General features: G+C 64.6%; 13 protein-coding genes and 1 tRNA gene. 7 read left to right on the top strand and 7 right to left on the bottom strand.

Annotated elements, in window-relative coordinates:
* Positions 1–16 precede the first annotated feature (16 nt).
* The 7 genes from ABEI27_RS13270 to ABEI27_RS13240 are packed head-to-tail and all read left to right on the top strand — an operon-like array spanning position 17 to position 10,048.
* A complete protein-coding gene (locus ABEI27_RS13270; RefSeq protein WP_375799881.1) occupies positions 17–3,910 on the top strand; it encodes an ATPase, T2SS/T4P/T4SS family in 3,894 nt (1,297 codons plus the stop codon).
* Positions 3,907–5,952 (top strand): type II secretion system F family protein, encoded by a 2,046-nt coding sequence (locus tag ABEI27_RS13265; RefSeq protein ID WP_375799880.1) that lies wholly within the window; start codon positions 3,907–3,909, stop codon positions 5,950–5,952. Before ABEI27_RS13270 ends, ABEI27_RS13265 begins: the two co-directional genes overlap by 4 nt.
* Positions 5,953–5,957: 5 nt before the next feature.
* Entirely contained in the window at positions 5,958–6,476 is a 519-nt protein-coding gene (locus tag ABEI27_RS13260) for a hypothetical protein (protein ID WP_375799879.1), read from the top strand.
* Positions 6,476–7,060 carry a hypothetical protein gene (locus tag ABEI27_RS13255; protein ID WP_375799878.1) on the top strand — a complete coding sequence of 195 codons (585 nt, stop codon included), beginning with the start codon at positions 6,476–6,478 and terminating at the stop codon, positions 7,058–7,060. The genes ABEI27_RS13260 and ABEI27_RS13255 overlap by 1 nt, the downstream gene beginning before the upstream one ends.
* The gene (locus ABEI27_RS13250; RefSeq protein WP_375799877.1) at positions 7,048–7,998 is read left to right on the top strand and encodes a hypothetical protein; all 951 of its coding nucleotides are present in this window, start codon (positions 7,048–7,050) and stop codon (positions 7,996–7,998) included. Before ABEI27_RS13255 ends, ABEI27_RS13250 begins: the two co-directional genes overlap by 13 nt.
* Positions 7,998–8,528: a hypothetical protein gene (locus tag ABEI27_RS13245; protein ID WP_375799876.1), complete on the top strand. Its 531-nt coding sequence runs from the start codon at positions 7,998–8,000 to the stop codon at positions 8,526–8,528. The genes ABEI27_RS13250 and ABEI27_RS13245 overlap by 1 nt, the downstream gene beginning before the upstream one ends.
* Positions 8,525–10,048: a hypothetical protein gene (locus ABEI27_RS13240; RefSeq protein WP_375799875.1), complete on the top strand. Its 1,524-nt coding sequence runs from the start codon at positions 8,525–8,527 to the stop codon at positions 10,046–10,048. Before ABEI27_RS13245 ends, ABEI27_RS13240 begins: the two co-directional genes overlap by 4 nt.
* 25 nt (positions 10,049–10,073) lie before the next feature.
* On the opposite strand, the gene ABEI27_RS13235 is transcribed toward ABEI27_RS13240, so the two are convergent.
* The 7 genes from ABEI27_RS13235 to ABEI27_RS13205 form a co-directional block, all read right to left on the bottom strand.
* Complete coding sequence (locus ABEI27_RS13235) at positions 10,074–10,460, bottom strand: hypothetical protein (protein ID WP_375799874.1); 387 nt, start codon at positions 10,458–10,460, stop codon at positions 10,074–10,076.
* Positions 10,461–10,542: 82 nt separating this feature from the next.
* Complete coding sequence (locus ABEI27_RS13230; protein WP_375799873.1) at positions 10,543–11,310, bottom strand: hypothetical protein; 768 nt, start codon at positions 11,308–11,310, stop codon at positions 10,543–10,545.
* Between the two features lie 346 nt (positions 11,311–11,656).
* Positions 11,657–16,198 carry a glutamate synthase large subunit gene (gene gltB / locus ABEI27_RS13225; protein WP_375799872.1) on the bottom strand — a complete coding sequence of 1,514 codons (4,542 nt, stop codon included), beginning with the start codon at positions 16,196–16,198 and terminating at the stop codon, positions 11,657–11,659.
* Between the two features lie 170 nt (positions 16,199–16,368).
* Positions 16,369–18,135, bottom strand: a complete 1,767-nt coding sequence (locus ABEI27_RS13220; protein WP_375799871.1) for a PAS domain S-box protein — start codon at positions 18,133–18,135, stop codon at positions 16,369–16,371.
* 410 nt (positions 18,136–18,545) lie between these two features.
* A tRNA-Gly gene (locus ABEI27_RS13215) sits at positions 18,546–18,616 on the bottom strand.
* A gap of 94 nt (positions 18,617–18,710) precedes the next feature.
* Positions 18,711–19,793, bottom strand: a complete 1,083-nt coding sequence (locus ABEI27_RS13210; RefSeq protein ID WP_375799870.1) for an NAD(P)/FAD-dependent oxidoreductase — start codon at positions 19,791–19,793, stop codon at positions 18,711–18,713.
* 87 nt (positions 19,794–19,880) lie between these two features.
* Positions 19,881–20,657, bottom strand: coding sequence for a class I SAM-dependent methyltransferase (locus tag ABEI27_RS13205; protein ID WP_375799869.1), 777 nt, complete (start codon positions 20,655–20,657; stop codon positions 19,881–19,883).
* Positions 20,658–20,816: the final 159 nt, after the last annotated feature.

Here is a 20,816-nt window from a genome sequence, read left to right as displayed (position 1 = left end):
ACTCGAGCGACGAATGATGGCAACCGACGACGACGCGTCGGGAGCCGATCCTGAGGGGGATGGCACAGACGCGTCGGGGGGCGACGGGGAAAAGTCGCTGTCGACCCTCCAAGGGAGCGCCGTCGATCGGGACACCGAGAACGAGGAGGTAGGGGAACTCCCGGCGACCGACGGCGACCGCCGCGCGATCGATTCGACCGCGCAGCCGCCGGCTCAGCCCGACGAGCGTTCGGACTCGGACAAAGACGGCGATGCGACCGACGAAGCGACGACCCCAACCGACGAGGAGACGACCGAGACAGACGAAGCGGAGTCGAGTTCCGGCCCAGCAGTCGTCCGCGGCGAGTACACCTGGGCCGACTTCCTCGACGAGTACGGCGTCGACGGCGACGTAGAAACGCTCTACCGTGGGCTCGACCCGCGCGAAGTCGACACCGCCGACGACGAAAGGGAACCGAGCGGGCGCTGGGACGACGGCGAGCCAGTGGAAGTGCCGACGCCGACGCGCGAGGACTGGGACGAGGTGAGCCTCGATCCCGAGTCGTATCTCGCCTTTCATCCCGTCGAGGCCGACGACGAGGTCAGTGAGGCCCTCGACGAAGCGGTTCGAGTCCACCGCGAGTTCGAGGCGTTCTGCGATCCCGAGACGACGCCGGTCGTCAAGGACGTCTGGCTCTGGGAGCACTACAAGCGCGAGTATTACTACGAGGACGACGGCTCGCGACCGCGCGACCGGGACGGCGAGATCGAGTGCTTCGACGCGACTGAGGCGCTCGGCTTCGATCCCGACGACATCGAGAGCGTCCTCGGTCACGGCAATCAGCGGGCGACCGAACTGCAGGAGCTCGTCGACGAGCGGACCGTGGACGTCGATCCCGAGTTCGACGAGGGCGCGTTCTTCACCGACGGGCGGGGCGCGACGACGGTCGTCAACCGCTACGACCTCGAGAAGACCGTCCCGATGGAGAAGAAGGGACACTTCCGGGAGGTCGAGCGCTACTGGGTCAACGAGCCCCACTCGTTCGTGATCATCTTTCACTCCCGGAAGGAGAACGAGAAGAAGTACTACGTGATCGAACCCCACCAGAACCGGATCGAGGCGGATCTCACGGAGTTCCTCACCGGCAAACTGCGCACGGCGATCAAGTACGACGACGAGAGCGTAGACGACGACACGCCCAACACGCGACGGCAGGTGATCGAACAGCAAGCGCTCGAACTGCTCGAGCGGTACAATCTGTACAAGACGCCTGACCGACCGCACCAGGCGGGGCTGTCGACCCTCGCGTCGGGACCGACAAGCGAGACTGACGAGGGCGATAGCTTGCTGTCGGGCTTCGACGTCGGCATCGGGAGGGGCGGTGAGGACACGACCGGGAACACGAGCGGCAACGACACGCAGCGAAAGCGACGACTCGCGTCGGTCGCGCGGGCGCTGGGCCTCCGCGAAGGGTCGCTCGGCGGACGGTTCGACGATCTGTTCGATTCGTCGCCGTCGACCGGCGAGAGCGACCCCTCGCTCGAAGGGATCGCGGCCCGACCCGAACCGGCCGTGCTGGCGGAGGATTCGACCGACCTGACGGACTACCAGGTCGAGAAGTTGCTGTATGCGCTCCGCCGGGACTTCATCGGCTACGAGCGGATCGACGGCATCAAACACGACGTGAACGTCGAGGACATCTCCTGCGACGGCTACAACTCGCCGGTGTTCGTCTATCACTCCGACTACGAGCAGATCATCACCAACGTCTATCACGGCGAGGAGGAACTCGACGACTTCGTAGTCAAACTCGCCCAGCGTTCGGGGAAGGGGATCTCGAAGCGCCGCCCGCAGGTCGACGCGACGCTCCCGGACGGGTCGCGGGCGCAACTGACGCTCGGGCGTGAGGTCTCCGACCACGGGACGAACTACACGATCCGGCAGTTCAAGGACGTCCCGTACACGCCGATCGACCTGGTGAACTGGAAGACGTTCTCCTTAGAGGAGATGGCGTTCCTCTGGCTCTGCATCGAGAACGACAAGAGCCTGATCTTCGCCGGCGGGACCGCGTCGGGGAAGACGACGTCGCTGAACGCGGTCTCGCTCTTCATCCCCTCGAACTCGAAGATCGTCTCCATCGAGGACACCCGAGAGGTCGAACTGCCCCAGCGGAACTGGGTCGCCTCCGTCACCCGGCCGTCGTTCAGCGACGACGACCGCGGCGACGTCGACGAGTTCGACCTCCTCGAAGCGGCGCTGCGGCAGCGCCCAGACTACATCGTGATGGGCGAGATCCGCGGCGAGGAGGGGCGGACCCTCTTTCAGGTGATGTCGACGGGGCACACCACCTACACCACGTTTCACGCCGACAGCGTCGGCGAGGTGCTCAAGCGGTTCACCACCGACCCGATCAACGTCTCGAAGACGATGTTCACCGCGCTGGATCTCGTCTCAGTACAGACCTCGACCCGGGTGCAGGGCGACAAGGTCCGGCGGAACAAGGCCCTGACCGAGATCAACCACTACGACGCCGAGAACGACGAGATCAACGTCCAGGACGTCTACCAATGGCAGGCCGAGGGCGACGAGTTCCTGAAGATGGGCTCGTCGAACACCTTAGAGGACATCCGGTTCGACCGCGGGTGGACCCGCGAGACGCTCGACGACGAACTGTTCAAGCGCCACGTCGTCATCGCGTACCTAATCGATCGCGGTCTCAACACCTACACCGAGGTCGCGGCGACGCTGCAGGCGTTCATCAACGATCAGAAGACGATTCTCGCGCTGATGGCGCGGGACGAACTCGAACGGAGTCTCGAAGACCTCCGGGAGATGGAGTCGGTCCAGATCGACGTCGACCCCGAGAAGGAGGAGATGGTTCCGCGGCCGAACCCGGGCGAGGACGTCCGAGACCTCTGTCAGGAGATCCTCGAACGCGCCGAATCGGAACTGTGGCCGGAGTACCGCGACCTCGAGGACGTCGACGTCGCAGACGCGCTCCTCGACGTCGATACCGCGCCCGACGTCACCGCCGCGATGGGTGACCACCCGCAACTCGACGCGCTCGAAGAGCGGACCGAGACGCCGGAACTCGACGCCGATCCGGACGGCGAGGAGATGAACGCGCTCGAATCTGACGACGACGGGCCGCCGGCGCTCGACGCACCGAGAGACGATGGGACGGCTGGTGACGACGGTGGGGCACGAGATGTTGTCTCCAGTAGAGACGACGATGTGGCACAGGAGGGCGACGACACAGTGGCCGCATCCGGCGACATTCTGACATCCGAATCCGAAGACGATGCACTGACCGCCACCAGCGACGAGAGGGCGAAAGCATCCGGAGACGAACCTATCGACACAGTGGAAGCATCCGGAGATACGGCGAAAACGCCTGGAAGCGAACCGGGAGAGGTGGCGGATTCGCCCGGTGATGAGTCCGGCGAGACGGCGCAAGCGTCCGGAGGCGAACGCAGCGACATAGTCGAAGGGTCCGATGGTGAACGCGACGAAGTGGCCGGAGCATCCAGTAACGGGCCGTCTGAGGACACGGGCGCTGACGAACCATCACCGGACGACGAGCACGCGGAGCAACCGGCCGGCGGCGAGTCCGACGAGGGACGCTCGTTTCAGGAACTGCTGTCCGAAGGGGCTGCGGCCGCCGAATCGGACGACGAGTCGAGCAGCAGCGTCAACGACGAGGGGGCCTGGGACTTCGGCAAAGTGGAGCGTCCCGACTCGGAGACCGACTCCTGGGACGACGAGACCAGCGCGGACGGCGGCCACCTCGATCGAAGCGGTGACGACGTCGCGGGCGGGACCCACGAGAGCGGATCCAACGGGGACGACACCGACCACGATGCAGACGAGGACGAATCGACCGGAGAGCAGTCCGAGGGCGTCGAGAACGCGGAGGACGAGTCGCAATGAGTCTCGACGTCGACGACGGCGAGGAGTACGACCGGAGCACCGACCCGCTCGGCGACGCCTTCTACCCGGTCTTTCAGTTTCTCTTCGACGAGGACGGCGACTTCGTCGCGGACGTCGGGACGAAACTCGAACAGGCCCGGATGGCCGCGACGGTGGAGTTGTATCTGTCTCGCGCGCTGGCGATCGGCGTACTGGTCGGCGGGGTGCTCTGGGTGGTCGGGTCGCTCGTGAGTTGGGGGCTCTTCGAGTTCGGACTGGTGGACCCGAACGTGTTCAGTATCGGGCTCCCGACCGGGGACGCGGCGACCGCCGAAGCGCTCAACGCGCTCACAGCCCCGGCGGTCACGGTCGTCTCGGGAATCGTCTTCGGGGCGATCGGGTTCGCGATGGGGTTCGGAACGCTCATCGCAGTCCCGTACTCGAGAGCCTCGAGCCGACAGCGGGAGATCAATATGCTGCTGCCCGACGCCATCTCGTTTATGTACGCGCTGTCAGTCGGCGGCCTGAACCAACTCGAAATTCTGGAGGCGATGGCGCGCGCCGACGACACCTACGGGGAGGTCGCAAAGGAGTTCCAGAGCATCGTCCGCGAGACGGAGTACTTCGGGACTGACTACCGGAACGCCATCCGGGATCAGGCGATGACGACGCCCTCGGAGGAACTCTCGCAGTTCCTGACCGATATGCTATCGATCGTCAACTCGGGCGGCAATATGGAGCAGTTCCTCGACGACAAGAAGGAAAAGCACCTCCGCACGGCGAAGCAGGAGCAGGAGACGATCCTCGAGACGCTGGAACTCTTCGGCGAGATGTATATGACGCTGTCGCTGTTTCCGCTGCTTCTCATCATCATCCTCGTCATTATGAGTATGCTCGGCAACGGTCAGGAACGGCTGCTGTATGCGACCGTCTACGCGCTGATCCCGCTCACGGGCGTAGGCTTTCTCGTGCTCGTCTCGACGGTGAAACAGGACGAGCCCGGCGACGGATACCTCCAGCCCGCAAACAGATCTGACCGGCTCGAACAGGTGAACCGGGAGGGGCTCATCCATATGGGGCTGATCGAGAGTTTCGTCGGCGAGTTCCGACTGTTCGATCGGATCCGCAGCCGGGAGGGGACCCACAAGACCCGCGAACTGCTGCGGCGGCCGCACGTCTTCTTCAGGGACCACCCGATGTACACGCTCGTGGTGACCGTGCCCGCGGCGGTGTCGCTGCTCGCGGTGGCAGCCCTCAACGGAGCGGCACCGCTCACCTGGCAGGGGATGCTGGACAGGCCCATCTGGGGGACCTTCGTCTGGTGGTACGTCCCGACGTACGTCGTCGGCGTGCCGCTGGCACTGTTTCACACCTGGAACGTCCGCTCGCGGAACGCGATCACGGGGAAACTCTCAGACGACCTCCGGAAGTTGTCGAGCGCGAACGACACCGGACAGACGCTCCTGGAATCGGTCGAGACCGTCGCTGACACCTCCTCGGGAAAACTCGCTGACGAGTTCGAGGTGATGCACACGAAGGTGAACTACGGGATGAGCCTGCGCGGCGCACTGGTGGAGTTCAACAACAAGTACCACATTCCGCGGCTGGCCCGGACGGTCAAACTCATCTCGAAGGCGCAGGAGGCCTCAAGTCAGATCACCGAGGTCCTGACGACTGCGGCACAGGCCTCAGAGACCCAAGACGACATCGAGCGCGAGCGGAAGTCGCGGACCAGGATGCAGGTAGCGATCATCCTGATGACGTATCTCACGCTGCTGGGTGTGATGGCGATCCTCAAGACGCAGTTCCTCGACGTGATGGCGGGTCTGGCGTCGCAGGCCTCTTCGGCGGGTGGAGGCGGGCTCTCCGGACAGGGGCTGAGTTTCGGCCAGGGCGTCGACACCGCCGTGCTGTCGGTGCTCTTCTTCCACGCCGTCACGCTCCAGGCGGGGCTCTCGGGGTTCATCAGCGGGTACATCCGCGACGCCGACATCGTGAGCGGCGTGAAGTTCCTCGTGGTGCTGCAGACGATTGCGCTCGCCGTGTGGATGGTGGTAGGATGAGTGCGATGCATCAGCGTACCGACCGCAAGCAGCGCACGGAGTCCGGACGCGCACAGACGACAATCGACTTCGCAATCGGCATCAGCCTCTTTCTGGTCGTCGTCGCCGCCGTCGTCGCGTTCGTCCCGGCTATTTTCGCTCCGTTCGAGAGCACCGACGGCCCGCAGACGGCCGATCGGATCGCGACCTCCCTCTCGACGGATCGGCTCGGTGATCCCGCGGAACCGTACGCGCTGAACGAGACCTGCACGAACGCCTTTTTTATCCAGTTGGACAACGGGACGAACGCGCCAGCGACGTGTCAGTTCGACGTAACGGCGGACGCGACGACGGCGTTGTTCGGGCTTCCGGGGACGCGCGACGTGAACGTCTCGATCCGGACGCTCGACGGCGCGCCCGCGAACCGCCCGGGCGGCGAGTACGTCGCCGGCCCGCCGGTCTCGGAAGCGAACGCCGTGAACGCCGCACAGCGGATCGTCAGGTTCGACGGTGAGACCTACCGACTACTCGTGAGGGTGTGGTGATGGACCGCGCACAGGCCCACACGCTGGAAGCGATCACCGCCGCGATGATTCTCGTCTCGAGCCTCGTCTTCGCGCTGCAAGTGACGGCCGTGACGCCCCTCACCGGGAGTACGTCGAGCCAGCACATCGAGAATCAGCAGGGCGCTGTCGCCGAGGGACTGCTCACCACCGCCGAGGAGAACGGTACGCTGACGTCGACGCTCCTGTACTGGAACGACTCTGAGGAGTCCTGGCACGGTGCGACCGGGGACGGGTACGTGGGGGGTGCACCGCCGACAGCGTTCGGTGCAGCCCTCGACGACGCGCTTTCTGAACGTGGCGTCGCTTTCGATCTGACGATGCACTACGTCGATGCGTCCGGAACCCGCCGGAGTCAGGCGATCGTTGATCTCGGTGAACCGAGCGACCACGCCTCGTCGGCGACGCGGCTGGTCACGCTCGAAGACGACGACCGACTCCGGGCGCAGGACGGATCGGTCTCGGGAACGACGCTCGAGAACGCCTCCTACGTCGTCGGCGACACGGTGCCCGAGCAGAATCTGTACGCAGTCGTGGAAGTGGAGTTGGTGGTATGGCGGATCTGAACGGCGTCCGCCGGGGCGGTGCCGGCACCGACCGGGGCCAGCTGCTGCTCGTCGGCGCGCTCTCGCTAGCGGTGCTCTTCGTCGCGCTCGCACTGCTTCTGAACACCGCCATCTACACGGGGAACCTGGCGACGCGAGAGGCCGGCATCGGGGGGACGGAAGCGGTCGAGTACGTGTCGGCGTCGCAGGATGGCGGGATCGCCGCAATCGAGTCAGTGAACCGCCGCAACGCCAGTTCGCACGCGACGCTGTACACCGCGCTCCGCGAGACGATGGCGGCCTGGGACGACACCGCCGCGCATCACCGGGCGGTGAACGGCGACGCGGCCGACGTCGACGTCGTCGGCACGACGAACGGGACGCGAATCCGACAGCGCGATGCGAACCGGAACTTCTCCAGCGTCGGCGGCGCGCCGGACTGGACAGTCGTCGACGGCGCGATGGGGATCCGGTCGATCCGGTTCGAGGTCGACGCCGCACGGCTCAAAACCGGCCCGACCAACAGTTTCCGGATGGACGTCTCCTCGGCGGATGGGACGCGGAGCCTCTCTCTTTACAACAATTCCACGGACGATCCGCGGGCCCTGATCGACGGACCCGCAGGGACGGCGACCTGCCCTGCCGGATCGGCACCGGGTGGGACGTTCGTCGTGGACGTCGCGAACGGTTCCGTCGGCGGCGCGTCGTGTCCGGCGCTGACCCGACTGGACGACACCAGCGGCACCGTGACCGTCGAGTACGCCGATGGCGACGTCGCCGGTGGAAGGTACTCGATTGTCGTCAACGGGACGAGTTCGTCGCTGTCGCTGCCGGGACTCGCGTCACCGGGAACGGGCGATCCCGACTGGACGGACGCGGTTTACGCCGCGTCGATCCGGGTCTCCTACCGGACCCCACAGATGGAGTACACGACGACGGTGGAGGTGGTGCCCGCGTGATGCGGAATCGCGCGGTCTCGATCACGGTCAACTACGTGATCGCGCTGGCGATCACCGCGGTGCTCATTTCGGGGCTCCTCATCGGCGCTGGCGGCTACGTCCAGGATCAGCGCGAGGCAGTCGTGCGCGAAGAACTGCGCGTCGTCGCCGAGCAACTCGTCGCCGGAATCGACGACGCGGATCGATTGGCGCGAGTCGGTGACGCCGGCACCGCTCGCGTCGGCGTCGATCTCCCCGAGCGGGTCGCCGGCGAGACGTATCTGATCGAGGTGACCGAAGTGCGAGCACCCGGAGCGAACCCGTCGCGGCACGATCTGAGACTCCGCTCCTCGCAGACCGACGTGACCGTCACGCTTACGACTTCGACCGTTGTGGATCTCACCGAAACCACGGCCACCGGGGGATGGACCGTGGTCAGACTCGATACCGAGGGAGGGAGTCAGGCGCTCGTACTCGCCGAGGGCAATGCGTCGTCGACGTTAGCGCTGACGGCACCCGAGGCGAATCCGGGGCAGGGGGCACTCGTATGACACACCGCGCACAGTCGTCAAACATCGGACTCGTGCTGCTGCTGGCACTGACGATCACGAGCGCCGGCGTCGTTGTCGCCGTCGGCGGTACAGCCCTCGGAGACGTCCAGGAGGAGGCCTCGAACGATCGTGCTGCTCACGCGATGACCCTCCTCGACGCGCGGACGGCCGTGGTCGGACTGGGAGAGGGGTCCGTCCAGACGGTCCGACTCGGGCGGTCGAGCGACGGTCGGTACACTGCCGAGGCCGAGAGCGGGTGGCTGCGGATCAGACATACGAACTACACGGGCACGTCGACTGAGGAGGTCTACAACGCCTCACTGGGATCCGTGTCGTACCGGAGCGGCGATACGACGATCGCGTACCAGGGCGGTGGTGTCTGGCGACACCGCAACGGGGGGACGACGATGGTGTCGCCGCCGGAGTTCCACTACCGGGGCACTACTCTGACGCTCCCAGTTCTCCGGATCCGATCTGACGACGCGGCGAGCGGCGGGGCCACGGCGACGATCCGACGCACCGAGGAGACGACCCGGATCTTCCCGAACGAGACCGCCGCGGTCGGCACCGGCGACGGTGCTCCGTACGACGTCGATAACCCGGACGGATCGACTCGGCAGTACAGGAACCCCGTCCGCAACGGTACCGTCTCCGTGACGGTCCACAGCCAGTTCTACCAGGGGTGGGCTGACTACTTCCGCACGCGGACGACCGGGAGCGTCACCGTCGACGACGGTAACCGCACTGCGACGGTGGTGCTCGAGACGACGCGCGGTATCGGACAGTTCGACCTCCCGGCGAAGGGCGAGAGCCTCTCCGTTCGCGGGATCGCCAAGCAACACGCCGTTACCGACTTCCAGGTCAACGTCAAGAAGGGGAGTGGGACCTTCAACAACCTCGACTTCTCGTTCTACATCCAGGACGGCTCGAAGTCCTGGGAGACGCTCGTCGAGGTCCCGAACGGGATCGGGAACAGTTACTGTCCGAGCGAATCGCCCGCCGTCCAGTTCCCGGTGCGGATCTACTACTACGATTCGTCGACGCCGGAAGGCGTGCACCTGTGGGAAAACGAAACAGTCAGTTCGAACAGTGGGCCGGTGCAACTCGGCTGCGACGGTAACGATATGATCATCGAGGTCGATTTCACCGCAACGAGCCAGACGTTCACGTACAAGGACGGGGAGTTCAATGAGGACACAGCACTTGACTGGGAGGCGTACAACGACTCGGCCACACAGGCACCGAGTCCGACTTCGTTCAACCACACCGGTGACGATGGCGAGAACACGACGTACCAGTTCGGGGATACGCAGAACTTCCGGATCCTCACCCGGCACTACTTCGCTACGTTCGACTCCGACTTCGAACTCACGGTCTCTCACGGGCCGGGGAACCGCGGGACAACCCAGATCGACACCAGCGCATCGGGTGGAGAACTCCGCTACGATGCCGTCGCTGGGGGCTCGTACATCACGTATCTGCACGTGACCGAGAACAACGTGAGCGTCGCGCTCGATTGAGTCGGCAGGGAGTCTGAATCGTCCGCTACCGCGGGAAGCGCTCGGTGACGCTGACGACGCCGTTGCCGACCTCGATTACGGCCGTCCGGTCGGGCGCGTCGCCGATACGACACCGGCGGCGAGTCTCCCGCGCGTCGTCGAGCGACGCTCGAATCTCGTAGACGCCGGGCGGAAGCGTGTTGATCTCGCTCTTCACCGCGCCCGCTTCGAGCCTGTACTGCGCCTCGAAGACCGTCTCGCCGTCAGGCGCGTACACGCCCACGTCGAGGTCGTGTGCCATCTGATGTTCGTAACTCCGGACGTGAAGATCCTCGCTGTTCAGCGCCAACCGGTCGGTCATAGAATCGTCCTGCGGGGTCGCGGTCGCGTCGGTCCGCGCGGAGGGGGATCGCATCGTCTGTTGGGGGGCCATATCACCGTAATGGAGTGCAATTCACATATACCCATCTGAGGCTCAAACCGTCGTTTGAGTCTCAGTCACCGCGGAACGCCCGCTACTCGAACGACGTCGTGATGCGGGTCCACACGATAGTGACTCGCTCGACCCCGGAGATGGTACACGAGGTCGTCCCGGGCGTGCCGGCGGTCGGGGGAGTCACCTCGGTACACGTGAAGCCGAGCGACTCGTAGTGACGGGCCCACGCGTCCGTATACGGGCTGGTCACGTTCACCCGGACGGAGTGGTTATCCGGGTTCGCCTCGTCGTAAAACACCCGGGACCCGGTAGTCGCCATCCGGACCCGGACCGTTCCGGAGCCACCGACGGCACCCGAACCGACGTGCTCCTGCTTGACGAGTCGCAGCAGGAGTCGATTGTCGTCGACGACAATGGGTGCATCCCGGACGACCGTCGCGCCGCCGCGTGCGCTGTCGCGGAGCACCGCGCCGTTGCTGAGTCGGATCTCGCCGCCGGATTCGACGTCGTAGACGATCGGACTCAGTCGGTAGTCCCACGACTGCGGAGTACCACCGCCGCCGGGATCGACAGTTACGTTCATTTCGGCGTCGCTCGCAGCCCTGATCGTCGCGCCGGCAATCTTGACCTCAGTCCCGCGGCTCGGCGCGCCCTCGAACAGATCTCGGACGTTGTCCGCCAGAACGTCGAACGCCCGCTGTGCGTTATCGACCTGCTCGGCGTCGCGGGTGGCTTCGAGTTCGGAGACGCCGACGGCGTAGACCGTCCCGACGCTGGCGACCACGAGCGAGAAGACGAGGACAAAGCTGACAGTCTCGCTCACGCCACGGTCGCCGTCGCAGCGCATACCTGCAGTTTCGCGCTGACGAGGTTAAGTGTGCTGTCGTTTCGACCCGCACCGACCCGATCGTTTATGTTCGATGACGCGACCACACCCGCAGTGACCTAGCGTTCGTCTCACGTCGTATCGCGGGTGTTCGGCACAGCGGCGTGAGGGCGTCGGTATGTGCGGCCGGCGAGCGAGTGCCGACTGTTCGCCACGGGGCCTCGATAGCGGCGGAACTGTTGAGGCGTGACAATCGGACGAGGGCGTCGCCAGTCGACAGCGACACATCGGTCAGTAACTCGTCATCGGCCTAGAACGTCGGTCAGTGGTCTCGAACGGGGTGACAAAACGAACCGGGGGCGCTCGATCAGTCGTCGCTGGTCTGTGCAGCGGTCGGGCTGTCTTCACCAGCGACGGCGTTCGCCGCGGGCGGGAGTTCCTTCCGGACGTCGTCGCGGGCGCGCTCTTTGATGACCTCGGCGTAGGCGTCGGGCATCACCTTCACGAAGTCGCCCACGACCTCGCTCCAGTCGTCGAGCATCCACTGCGCGCGGTCGCTGTTGGTGTAACTCGCGTGGTTCTCGATCAGCCGACGGAGCATCTGGAGGTCCGAGTCGTCCAGTTTCGTCGAGAGCGACACCATCCCCGTGTTGGTCTTCGACTCGAACTCGTCGTCGGGGTCATAGACGTACGCGATGCCGCCGGACATCCCGGCCGCGAAGTTGCGGCCAGTGTCGCCGAGCACCGCAACGACGCCACCGGTCATATACTCACAGCCGTGATCGCCAACGCCTTCGACGACTGCCTTCACACCGGAGTTGCGGACGGCGAAGCGCTCGCCGGCAACCCCGTTGACGTAGAGTTCACCCTGGGTCGCACCGTAGAGTGCCACGTTGCCGATGAGGACGTTCTCGTCGGCCTCGTATGCCGCGTTCTCCGGCGTCTCAACGACGATACGGCCGCCGGAGAGGCCCTTCCCAAGGTAGTCGTTGGCCGCACCAGTGAGATCCATCGTTACGCCGCTCGCGAGGAACGCACCGAACGACTGCCCGGCAATGCCGTCGAAGGTGCAGTGGATCGTATCGTCCGGAAGCCCGTCGTTGCCGTGGGCTCTGGAGATCCGGTTCGAGAGCATCGCTCCGACCGCGCGGTCGACGTTCGAGATGTCCGAGTCGATTGCGACGGGGTCGCCGGATTCAAGCGCCGATTCGGCGCGCTCGATGAGTTCGTGATCGAGTTGGGCCTCCACGCCGGCGTGAATCTGCTCTTCAGTCTTCCGGCGCGAGTCGCCGGACGGTTCGGCGATGACGTCCGAAAGGTCGAGATGCCGGGCCTTCTCGTGGTCGGTCTCGCGCTGGGTCAACAGCGACGGCCGGCCGATCATCTCGTCAAGCGAGGTGAAGCCGAGGTCGGCCATAATCTCGCGCACTTCCTGCGCGATGAACGTCATATAGTTGATGACGTGATCCGGCTGCCCCGGGAAGCGGTTCCGGAGTTTCTCACGCTGAGTGGCGACGCCGACGGGACAGGTGTTTTCGTGGCACTGTCGGGCCATCACACAACCCGAGGTGACGAGCGAGGCCGTCCCGAAGACGTACTCTTCGGCACCGAGCAGGGCGCCGACGGCGACGTCGCGGCCGGTCTTCATCCCGCCGTCGACGGTGACACGGATACGGGATCTGAGATCCGTGGCCCGCAGCATCTGGTTCGCCTCTGCGAGGCCCAGTTCCCACGGCAGGCCGGCGTTCTTGATCGACGTCTTCGGCGACGCGCCGGTCCCGCCGTCGTGGCCCGAGATGTGGACCACGTCGGCGTTGGCCTTCGCGACGCCGGCAGCGATCGTGCCGATTCCGGCCTCCGAAACCAACTTCACGTTGATGTCGGCTTCAGGGTTCGCCGCCTTGAGATCGTGGATGAGTTGCTTGAGATCCTCGATCGAGTAGATGTCGTGTAACGGCGGCGGCGAGATGAGGCCGACGCCCGGCGTCGCGAAGCGGACGTGCGCGATCATCTCGTTGACCTTCTTGCCGGGGAGGTGGCCACCTTCGCCGGGCTTCGAGCCCTGGGCCATCTTGATCTGTATCTCCTCGGCGTTGGTGAGGTACTCGGAGGTGACGCCGAAGCGGCCGGACGCGACCTGCTTGACGTAGCACTCTTTCTCGGTGCCGAAGCGTTCTGGCGGTTCGCCGCCCTCACCGGTGTTAGACTTGGCCCCGAGGCGATTCATCGCGATCGAGTTGTTCTCGTGGGCCTCCGGGGAGAGGCTCCCGAGCGACATCGCCGCTGTGGAGAACCGTTCGACGATGTCTGCGACGGGTTCGACCTCTTCGACCGGGACGGGGTCTCGATCGGAATCGAACTCGAGCAGGCCGCGGAGCGTCTGTAACTCCTCGCTCTGGTCGTTGATGAGTTCGGCGAACTCCTGGTACTTCTCGTAGTCGCCCGACCGGACCGCCTGCTGGAGTGTGCCGACCGTCTGGGGGTTCCACTGGTGGTGGATCCCGTCGGAGCGGTGCTCGTACTCGCCCTGCCGATCGAGTTGCGGATCGTCGCCGTAGGCGACGGTGTGACGAGTCAGGACGTCTTCCTCGATCACGTCGATGCCGATACCTTCGGTCCGGATCTCCGTGCCCTCGAAGTACTCGGCGACGAAGTCGGAGTCGAGGCCGACGGCCTCGAAGATCTGTGCGCCCTGGTAGGACTCGACCGTCGAGATGCCCATCTTGGCCATCGTTTTCAATAGGCCGTCCTCCAGCGCTTTCTTGTACGCCGCGATTGCGTCGCTCTTGTCGGCGCCGTCGGGACCGGCCACCATATCTTCGATCGTCTGGTAGGCCAGGTAGGGGTTCACCGCGTCCGCGCCATACCCGACGAGCGTCGCGAGATGGTGTACCTCGCGGGGGTCGCCCGACTCGATCACGAGTCCGGCGTGGTTGCGGTACCCGTTCCGGACGAGACTGTGGTGGACAGCGCCCGTGACCAGGAGGCTCGGGATGGCCACTCGGTCGGGGCCGACGTTCCGATCCGACAGCACGAGGATGTCCGCGCCGTCTTCGATGGCGGTCGCAGCATCGTCGCGGACGCGTTCGACTGCGGCTTCGAGGTCGGTCCCGCGCTCGTAAGTGATATCGACGATCGTCGATTCCATCTGATCGTCGTCGTCGCCGAGCGATCTGATCCCGTCTGTTTGTGCGTCTGTCAGGACAGGCGAGTCGAGAACGAGTTGTCGGGCGTGTTCGGGCGACTCGCTGAGGAGATTCTTCTGGGCTCCGAGTCGGGATTCCATCGACGTGACTAACTCCTCGCGGATGTAGTCCAGCGGCGGGTTGGTGACCTGTGCGAATAGTTGCTTGAAGTACGTGAACAGCGGGCGGTTGAAGTCCGACAGCACCGACAGCGGCGTATCATCACCCATCGAGCCGACGGGGTCTTTCCCGTCTTTCGCCATCGGCTCGATCAGGTGACTCAACTGGTCGTGTGTGTAGCCGAACGCGGCCTGCGCCGCGCGGAGGTGCTCAACTTCGTTTTGGGGGCCATACTCGTCGCTGTCTGCCAGTTCGTCGAGTCGGCGCTGTTCGGCTTCAACCCACTCGCCGTACTTGTCGTCGGTCAGCGACTCGAAGACCTCGTCGTCGGGGATCACTCGCCCCTCTTCGGGGTCGGCGACGAACAACTGGCCGGGCTGGAGTCGGCCGCGCGTCTCGATCTCACTCGGGTCCGTGTCGAGCGCGCCTACTTCGCTGGCCATCACGAGCGAGTTGTCCGTCGTGACGTCGTAGCGGCAGGGCCGCAGTCCGTTGCGATCCAGCACGGCCGCGACGCGGTCGCCGTCGGTCGCAGCAACGAGCGCGGGGCCGTCCCACGGTTCGAGCAGCGAGGCGTGGTAGTCGTACCAGTCGCGCCGGTCCTCGTCCATCCGCTCGTCGCCGCGGTACGCTTCGGGGATGAGCATCCGGAGGACGTGCGGAAGGTCTCGACCGCCCTGTAGGAGCAGTTCGACGGCGTTGTCGACGGAGGCAGTGTCGGACTGATCCGGGTCGTTGATCACCGGCTTCAGCGTCTCCAGGTCGTCGCCGAAGTCGGGGTGTTCGAGGTTCGTCTCCCGGCTCCGCATCCAGTTGATGTTGCCCTGGATGGTGTTGATCTCGCCGTTGTGGATGGTGTGTCGGTACGGGTGCGCGAGGTGCCACGCGCCGAGCGTATTTGTCGAGAACCGTGCGTGGACGAGCGTGAGGGTCGTCTCGAGTCGTTCGTCGCCGAGGTCGAGGTAGTAATCGGCGAGTTGATCGCCCTTCAGGAGGCCCTTGTACACGAGCGTCTTCCGGGAGAGCGAGCAGATGTAGAACCGTGCTGCACCCGCCGAGTCGAGTTCGTCGACTTCGTTTTCGACCGCGCGGCGCGCAACGTACAGCGCTCTGTCGAACTCGTCGGTGGTGAGTTCAGCGTTCGGAACAACAAAAGCCTGCCAGACATCGGGTTCGGATTCGAGAGCGGTAGCCCCGAGATCGGAGTTGTCCGTCGGTACGGTACGCCAGTGGCGTACGTTCAGCCCGTGCTCCGAGAGAACGCGCTCGAAGATGGAGATAAGTCCCTCACGGGCGGCGTCGTCCTGCGGCATAAAGATTGAGCCGACGGCGTACTCGTCGGGAAGTTCGGCATCGACGACGGCGTCGAAGAACTCGTCGGGGCGCTGTATCATAATCCCGGCCCCGTCACCGGTATTTTCTTCAGCACCGGTGGTACCGCGATGTTCCAGATTCTCCAGGAGTTCTAGGCCGTCTACTACAGTTTCGTGCGATTTGCCACCGTCGAGGTCGATGACGGCCCCGACGCCGCAGTTAGACCGCTCGTCTGTCGGGTCCGCGAGTCCAACGGACTCGCCAGTCTTGTGTTTGTGTGGCTTGGTCATAGATACGCTTGTCACTGCCCCGTAAAGGACCTTCTCCTGTAAGCATAATGGTTCACTAACCACATATAAGGTCATTATTGGGATATGTATTTCGCCGGTACGGGAACGACGTTCAACGAACCGAGCCGCGACTGTCAGAGTATCGTACAGAACGGGCGTGTGCAAGGCCGTTACCTCGGAGTCGCCGGCGACGAGGCCTCGACGACGTCGGTGAACTCGAAGCGCGCGCCGCCGTCCCGGCTGTCGGTGATACGAACGTTCCACTCGTGTGCGTCGGCAATCTCCCGTACGACCGCCAGGCCGATTCCGGTCCCGTCTTCGGTTGTCGAGTATCCGCGGTCGAACACGCGTTCGCGGTTCGTCTCGGCCACCCCCGGCCCGTCGTCAGCGATCGCGAAGCCGTCCGAGAGCACGATAGCTCGGACCGTGGTCCCGCCGTGTTCGATTGCGTTCGAGAGGAGGTTCTCGAGCAGTTGTCGGAACCGATCGGGGTCGGCATCGATCGAACCCAGTTCGTCGTCGATTTCGAGCGACATCGGGTGTTCTGCGCCGCCGGCAATCTCCCAGGCGGCGTCGATCGCTTCCGGAAGTTCGATCGGTTCGACGCTACCGATCGCGTGTCCCTCCCGAGCGAGCCAGAGAACGTCCCCGATGATCCGCTCCATCCGTTCGTGACTCCGTTCGATCCGATCGAAGTACTCCAAGGAGTCGTTCTCGCGCGAAAGTTCGAGGTACCCCTGTGCCGTCGCGAGGGGCGTCTTGAGATCGTGACTGACGGTGCTCGCGAACGCCTCCAGTTGTTCGTTCTGCCGCTTGATTTCACGCTTTTGTGCCTCGTGCTCGCTGACATCGCGTGTGATGACGAGGAACCGATTCCCCTTCTTGAGGTCGAGTCGCCTGACGTGGACCTCGGCGGGAAACGTCGAACCGTCGGCTCTTCGGAAAGTGGTGCTGGCGTGGAGCATCTCGGCGGTGTCGAGCCCTGAGAGAAGTTCTGCCAGTCCCTCGCGGTCGAAGTTCGTATCGACGTCCCAAACTTTCTTGCCGACGAGTTCGTTCTTGGTCGCTCCCATCGACTCGCAGAACCGCTGATTCACATCGAGGATCGTGCCCTCGTCGTCGTGGACGTTGATCATATCCGGGGACTGCTCGAAGAGCGCCTCCAGTCGAGCGGTCTTTCGTTCCAGTTGCCGCTCGCGTTCCCTGCGGTCGCTGATATCGCGGATCGTGCACACGATGTCGCCCTGTTCGGTCTTCGAGAGCGTGTGTGCCTCGGTGAACGTGCTTCCGTCGGCCCTGAGTCCGACAGTTTCACCCTCCCAGAATCCTTGGTTCTCCACCAACGGGAGGATCTCCGATTCGATCCGGTCGACGTCCTCGTCGCGGTAGAGCAGCGACCAGTGTTCGCCCTCCAACTCGGCTGGGTCGTAGCCGTAGATGTCGCCGTACGCGTCGTTCAGGTAAACGAACTGTTCGTCGTCGTTGAGGATGCTGATACCCTCTCTGGCGGTCTCGATGGCGTTGAGATGCCGTTGCTCCTCCCGCTTGGCTCGGGTGCGTTCGACGTTGTTTCGGATCCGGTTCGCCAGCAGTTCGTACTGCTCGCTTCCCGGGTTCTTCTGGAGGTAGTCGGAGACGCCAGCGGAGATGGCTTCGCTCGCGACCTCCTCGGATCCCTTGCCGGTGAACAGGATGAACGGCAGTTTCTCGTCGCGTTTGCGGACCCGTTTGAGGAACTCGATGCCGTCGAGCGTGGGCATATCGTAGTCGCTGACGACGCAATCGACATCGGTCTCCGAGAGGCGTTCGAGTCCCTCGTCGGCCGACGTTGCGGTCTCGACCTGAAATCGGGCATCGATCCGTTCAAGGAAATCCGCGGTCAGGTCGCCGATGCTCGGGTCGTCATCGACGTGGAGCACGCGGATCGAGTCGGTCATCGGCTATCCCCACTGAACGAACAATTATAACAGTTGGGTCTCAGTAGTCTGCAGATGGTTTATATGTTGTCTCTCTGAAATATCGGGCCAACTGCACGGAGTGGCTGCGCCGGCCGGGGGCCCCACGAGCGAACGGCGCGAGTGAGTAAGACATCGGCCGACAAACAACCGAAGGGAGTGCGCCGGCCGGGATTTGAACCACGCCGAGACGGTCCTGCTCGCTTCGCTGCGCGGGCTGCGACTCGTCTAATTCAAATTCCATCAATAATGACTTTCGCTCCGCTCGGCAGAAAGTGCGCCGGCCGGGATTTGAACCACGCCGAGACGGTCCTGCTCGCTTCGCTGCGCGGGCTGCGACTCGTCTAATTCAAATTCCATCAATAATGACTTTCGCTCCGCTCGGCAGAAAGTGCGCCGGCCGGGATTTGAACCCGGGCCATGAGCTTGGAAGGCTCAGGTCCTACCACTAGACCACCGGCGCTCATACGCGATTGCGCTCCGTAACGCGACCAACACGCGTTCATTTCCGGTCCCCGGATAAGGATGTTACTCTTTGGGGCCGGCTGCGGGTCGGTCTAGTCGTCGTCAGCCAGTTCGGGCTGCGGCGACTCGATCGGCGGGGCGCGAGCCTCCGGGAACGCTTCGGCCGCGTCGCGGATCTGGCTGCTGATATCCGGCGTCTCCGCCGCATCGACCGGGCCGTTCTCCCGAATCTCCTCGAGGTCCCGAGGGAATTCCCGCAGGCCGTAGTGGATGTCGATGCCTGCCTGCGCGCCCTTGCCCATCGCGACCGGGATCTGATTGTGTCCGGCCGTGATGTCGCCGACGGCGTAGACTCCGTCGACGCTCGTCTCCATACTCTCGTCGACGGCGACTGTGCCGTCGTCGTTCAGTTCGCAGCCCAGTTGGTCGGGGAGCGCGGCGTTGTAGTTCGAACCGTACATCGGGAACCCGCCGCGATACTCCCGGACGGAGCCGTCTTCGAACTCGTACGCTTCGAGCCAACCGTCGTCGCTCTTGCGCATCCCAGTGATCTCGGCCTCGACGATGTCAATCGGGTGTGCGCGGAGTTGCTCGTCGGTCTCTTCGCTCCACTCGGGCGACTCGCCGCGGAGCAGGACGTCCACGTCGTCGGTGAAATTGAGCATAATCATTGCGACGTGGGCGGCCGCCTCGCCGGACCCCATCACGTAGACCGGACGGTCGATGAACATATACGCGTCACAGTGGAGGCAGTAGTGGAGCCCTTTGCCGGTCCGCGGGACCGGCGGGTCCGGGTGTTCGTCGCTGAAGCCCACGCCGAGGACGACCCGGTCGGCGAGGAACTCGGCGTTGTTTCCGTGGAGGCGGAAGCGGCCGTCGTCGGTTCGCTCAGCATCCACGATGAGGTCGCGGACCACGTCAGCGCCGTAAGATTTCACCTGCTCTTGAGCGGTCTGGAGAAACTCGTTGCCCGACGTCTCCTCGGTGACGCCGATGACGTTGTGCGTATCGAGCATCATCGCCGCTCGCCCGCCGCCGCGGTCGACGACCGCCGTATCGTGTCCCAGTCGCGTTGTGTACAGTGCCGCCTGCAATCCCGCAGGACCGCCGCCGACGACGATGACCTCGTAGTCGCGCACCGTCGGCGTCTCGCTGTCGGCCTCGTTGTCGTTCATTCAAGTACAGGTAGGGGTTCCGCTGACTTAAACGCAGAGTTCCCGTGCGCCGGTATCGACCAGCCGTGAAGCGAACAGACCGATCGACTACGCGGCATCGATCCCGGCTTCCGGTTCGACGACCGCGTAACAGTTTCCGCTCGACACGGTCCGCTCGACCGTCCGAAGGTTACTCGCGTCGAGGTCGGCGGCGAACTCCGACGGGTCGTAGATGTGGTAGAATCGGGGGACTGACTCCCCGCCGGGAAGCGTCCAGGCGACGGTCGTATCGAAGCCCGAGTCGGCGTCGAAGCGGTCGTGGGCGGTCGACCAGACGCCGACGAGGGCCCGGCCACCGGGCGCGAGCACTCGCGCTAACTCGGAGAGGCTGGCGACCCGGCGCTCCCGCGAGCGAAGGTGGTGCAGCGTCGCCACGTAGACCGCGACGTCGACGCTATCGTCGCGCAGCGGCACCGATCCGGCGTCCCCCTCGAGCAGCGTCAGCGAGTCAGCGAATCCGCGCTCGTCCGCACGCTCGCTGGCGGTCGCTATGAGCCCTCCACTGACGTCAATGCCGACGACGCGCGCTGTCACGTCGGCCAGCACTTCGGCGTGCCGACCGTTTCCACAACCGAGGTCGAGGCCGACGGCCGCCCGGTTGGCGCGTTTGGCGGCGTCCACTCCCGCGCCGATGGACGGTGCGGCCCCGTCGCCGAGCGCGTGCAGAGCGTCGTCGTCGAGTCGATCCGCGGTGTCGCGGCCGAGGAACGCAGCCACCTCTGGCCACGGGTACTCGCGCGTCGACGCGAAATGTTCAGCGATTCGGTCGTATGTCGCAGCGACCGGTGCGGGCCCGGGAGCCTCCCCCTCGCCGTCCTCCTCCATACGCGGGGGTGTCGCCGGCGGTACAAAGCCGCGACGGTCGTCAGTCGCCTCGTCGGTTCGGAGGAGATCAACGGCACGAAGCCGAGAAGGCTCACGACGGCGCGAGGCCGAGAAAACTCACAACAGCGCGAAGTCAGGAAAGTTCACAACAGCGCGAAG

This window comes from Halobellus sp., assembly GCF_042218505.1.
Taxonomy (GTDB): domain Archaea; phylum Halobacteriota; class Halobacteria; order Halobacteriales; family Haloferacaceae; genus Haloquadratum.
Note: the sequence above shows the minus strand (reverse complement) of the source record. Positions and strands in the feature narration are given on the sequence as shown.

What these genes read in the sequence shown, in the direction of transcription:
- ABEI27_RS13250 (WP_375799877.1), top strand. Translation starts at nt 7,048, where the DNA reads ATGGCGGATCTGAACGGCGTCCGCCGGGGCGGTGCCGGCACCGACCGG.
- ABEI27_RS13270 (WP_375799881.1), top strand. Translation starts at nt 17, where the DNA reads ATGGCAACCGACGACGACGCGTCGGGAGCCGATCCTGAGGGGGATGGC.
- ABEI27_RS13255 (WP_375799878.1), top strand. Translation starts at nt 6,476, where the DNA reads ATGGACCGCGCACAGGCCCACACGCTGGAAGCGATCACCGCCGCGATG.
- ABEI27_RS13205 (WP_375799869.1), bottom strand. Translation starts at nt 20,657, where the DNA reads ATGGAGGAGGACGGCGAGGGGGAGGCTCCCGGGCCCGCACCGGTCGCT.
- ABEI27_RS13230 (WP_375799873.1), bottom strand. Translation starts at nt 11,310, where the DNA reads ATGCGCTGCGACGGCGACCGTGGCGTGAGCGAGACTGTCAGCTTTGTC.
- ABEI27_RS13220 (WP_375799871.1), bottom strand. Translation starts at nt 18,135, where the DNA reads ATGACCGACTCGATCCGCGTGCTCCACGTCGATGACGACCCGAGCATC.
- ABEI27_RS13235 (WP_375799874.1), bottom strand. Translation starts at nt 10,460, where the DNA reads ATGGCCCCCCAACAGACGATGCGATCCCCCTCCGCGCGGACCGACGCG.
- gltB (WP_375799872.1), bottom strand. Translation starts at nt 16,198, where the DNA reads ATGACCAAGCCACACAAACACAAGACTGGCGAGTCCGTTGGACTCGCG.
- ABEI27_RS13260 (WP_375799879.1), top strand. Translation starts at nt 5,958, where the DNA reads ATGCATCAGCGTACCGACCGCAAGCAGCGCACGGAGTCCGGACGCGCA.
- ABEI27_RS13210 (WP_375799870.1), bottom strand. Translation starts at nt 19,793, where the DNA reads ATGAACGACAACGAGGCCGACAGCGAGACGCCGACGGTGCGCGACTAC.
- ABEI27_RS13265 (WP_375799880.1), top strand. Translation starts at nt 3,907, where the DNA reads ATGAGTCTCGACGTCGACGACGGCGAGGAGTACGACCGGAGCACCGAC.
- ABEI27_RS13240 (WP_375799875.1), top strand. Translation starts at nt 8,525, where the DNA reads ATGACACACCGCGCACAGTCGTCAAACATCGGACTCGTGCTGCTGCTG.
- ABEI27_RS13245 (WP_375799876.1), top strand. Translation starts at nt 7,998, where the DNA reads ATGCGGAATCGCGCGGTCTCGATCACGGTCAACTACGTGATCGCGCTG.